Genomic DNA, 2,948 nt, shown 5'->3' with positions numbered 1-2,948 from the left:
CCCCGGGAATGTGAGCGTTGGTTTGCGCTATTTTATCAGGATATCCCAGGCCGGCCTTGAGTCCGACAGACTCCTAGAAACGAACATACATCCCCGCGAAGACGTTGAACGGCTCCGCATACTTCTTGCGCGGATTGGCCGGGCCGTGGCCGGCGTCGGTGACGTACTGGTCGTTGAGAAGATTGTCGAGATTGACCGAAAACGACATCTTTTTGACGCCCATGTTCTTGACCATGGCGTCGGGAACGTCGTATTTCGCATAGGCCTTCGTACCTACGTGGCTGGATATCTTGTAGTACTGGTTGTCGTACAGACCGACGTAGTAAGCCGACGTATAATCCGCTGAGACACCGCCCGACCAGCCGTTGTATTTCACCCGCAGACCCAGCGCATCCGTGTTCCGCGGCGACTGCACCGGCGGCTGCGCATGATCGCTGTAGTAAGCGTTCAGGTAACCCACGTTGGCGAAACCGGACAACCAGCTGTTGAAGGCATAGCTGTTTTCGAGTTCCACCCCCTGATTGACCCGCCCGCCGGCATTAACGAGTTGCGAGAACGTGCCGGAACCGTTCGGCTCCTGGAAGCTCTTGGATCGGATATAGCTCAGATAGTGAGTCTCGAACAACGTCACACGACCGCTCCATGGACCCTTGTCCCAGATCGTGCCCACTTCGTAGCTGTCCGACTCTTCAGGCGTCAGATTTATATTGAAGCGACCGGAGTAGAACTGGTTGTACCCCGGCGGCTTGAACGAGCGCGTGTAATTCGCGTACAGATTCCAGCCCTCCAGAAGCTTGTAGTTCAAGCCGAGAGAGGGCAACAACCGATTGTAGGAAACCGAACTGTGCTCGCCGTACAGGTTATTGTTGAAATCACGATCGATCCGCGCGTACTTCAGGCCCGGAGTGATGGTGAAGTGCTTGAACGGACGGATTTCGACTTCGACGTAGGGTTGTTCCGTGCTGTTCTTCACGGTTTCGCTGTAAGCCGGCCCGATATTAGGGCCACCATTGATTGCGTAGCGATCACTCAGGTGGAGTGTGTCCTGATAGCTCCAGTAGACCCCGGTACGGAAAGTCGCGTATTTCGTATCGTAGGCGAAACGAAAGATGTTGCCGATACGATGTTCGTTATGGCGGCTCTTGACCTGGTACAGATCCTTATTGTTATTTTTCGACGTCGCCGACGCGCCATACCCCCAGGCGTAGTAATAATACAGCTGGTTGGATACGTGAAATTTTCCGCGATTGATCTCGTACTTGGCGTACGTTCTATTGTCATAGAATTTGTTGTAATTATATCCGTAGTAGTAAATCGAGCTTTGATTCTCATTGTAGCCATTGTAGCGCTTGCCGTACTGCGCCTTCTCGGCATCGGTGATGCCGCGATAGTAGTTGTAGCTCTGGTCGGTGCTGTGGAAATACAGCGTAAGCTTGCCGAGTGGCAGTTTGCTGATTGCCTTGAACGTCGCGTCGTTGCGATATTTGGTGTTCGTATGGTCGTAGTAGCCGTCGCCGTCGCGCGCAGAAAGACTCAGGATGGCCGACGTGCTGTCGTTGAGGAACGACCCGGTGTTGATCTGCGCACCGTATTGCTTGGCATGAAATGAACCGACGCCCAGGTACGGCTGTACATAGAAATTCGGCTGCGGGTCCTTGCTGTGAATCGCAATGGTTCCCCCGAAATTGCTCAGCCCGATCGTCGACGCCGAACCCGCGCCCGGCATGACATCGATGCTGCTGATCGCGTAGTTGTTCGTGATATCGTTGGTATAGACCGAGCCGTCGTCCGACGAGTTGACCGGGATGCCGTCGATCAGCAGACCGAGGTGCTTCTGGTCGAAGCCGCGAAGACGAAATTTGCTGCCGCTGTCGTTGGACCCGGTATGCGAACGGAAGAAGTTGGGCTGGTTGGTCAGCGCCGCCGCGAAATCCTGTACCGGTGACGTCGCATCCTGAATCTGTGCCTGCGTAACCGTGGTAATCGTGCGTGTGGCGTCGGGCACCTGCGCCTGACCCGTCAAAAGCTTCAGGTAATCCGCCTGCCCCGTCACCGAAATTTGATCCAGCGTCGTGGTGCTGACGGTCATGCGCCTGGACGCCGGCGCTGCGGCCGCAGGCGCGGCCGCAGCGGGTGCCGGGGTAGCTACGGTTGTGTCGCCGCCCTGGCCTTTGTTCGTGCTGGCATCGGTCGTCGCCGCCATGGCCGCGGACGCCACCAGAACGCCGCCGGCCAGTAACAGCGGCAATGCCGGCCGTACTTGCTTGTTGAATAACATGGAACCCCAATAGCCTCCCTTGGCTGTGACGCGGAGGGCAGTCCTCCACACTGGTCGGAATATCTCGATCCCCCGAGGCTCGAGATTGCGACAAGACGCTAGCGGAGTTTTATTGCATCAACGTGTCGCAATGCAGCTCTTGATGTGAAAATCGCCTGGTAGCGCTTAGGCACTTCCCGGCCAGGCCGGCAAAGGGTGGAACTCGCGCTCGGCAAGGTGCAGGGCACGTCCGCAGCCATCAATACTGCTGCGGAAGACACTGTGTGAAAAAAACCGTCTTTTTATGAACCGAATATTTCACCGGCTGAATGTAAAATACAAGAAATCGCACGGCAAACTAACTGATATGTCATTGTATCCAGAATAAATTATTAAATTAATACGGATATCTATTAAACGTTAACACTTAATGCATTGATAAAAATTTTACGTAAAAACACGCTTTCATATAGATTTAAAATATAAAATCAACAGCGTCACGCGAATCCTTCAAACACTGCGAACGGCTGATGTATTTGCCCGTGAAGTGCGTAAACGATTGTCGGCAGCCGTACCGGGCGGGGCGACTCTTCCTTTTCTGATAACAGCAAGTTTAGGGCGCTGCTGAAAAACCCGACAAATCTCGGGACAATAGTCAGCAGTGGAGAGTGAATAGGAGCCGAACCGATGC

The 2,948-nt window shown here is 54.3% G+C and carries 2 protein-coding genes; both read right to left on the bottom strand.

Translation table 11 applies throughout. The features are described 5' to 3' along the window. Positions 1 to 73: 73 nt before the first annotated feature. The gene (locus ACS8YF_RS19435) at positions 74 to 2,278 is read right to left on the bottom strand and encodes a TonB-dependent receptor (RefSeq protein ID WP_440851745.1); all 2,205 of its coding nucleotides are present in this window, start codon (positions 2,276 to 2,278) and stop codon (positions 74 to 76) included. 476 nt (positions 2,279 to 2,754) lie between these two features. Continuing rightward, positions 2,755 to 2,948: hypothetical protein (locus ACS8YF_RS19430; RefSeq protein WP_440851744.1), on the bottom strand; the 194-nt coding region annotated here is incomplete at its 5' end.

Source organism: Salinisphaera sp. SWV1, assembly GCF_052044155.1.
GTDB lineage: Bacteria > Pseudomonadota > Gammaproteobacteria > Nevskiales > Salinisphaeraceae > Salinisphaera.
Note: the sequence above shows the minus strand (reverse complement) of the source record. Positions and strands in the feature narration are given on the sequence as shown.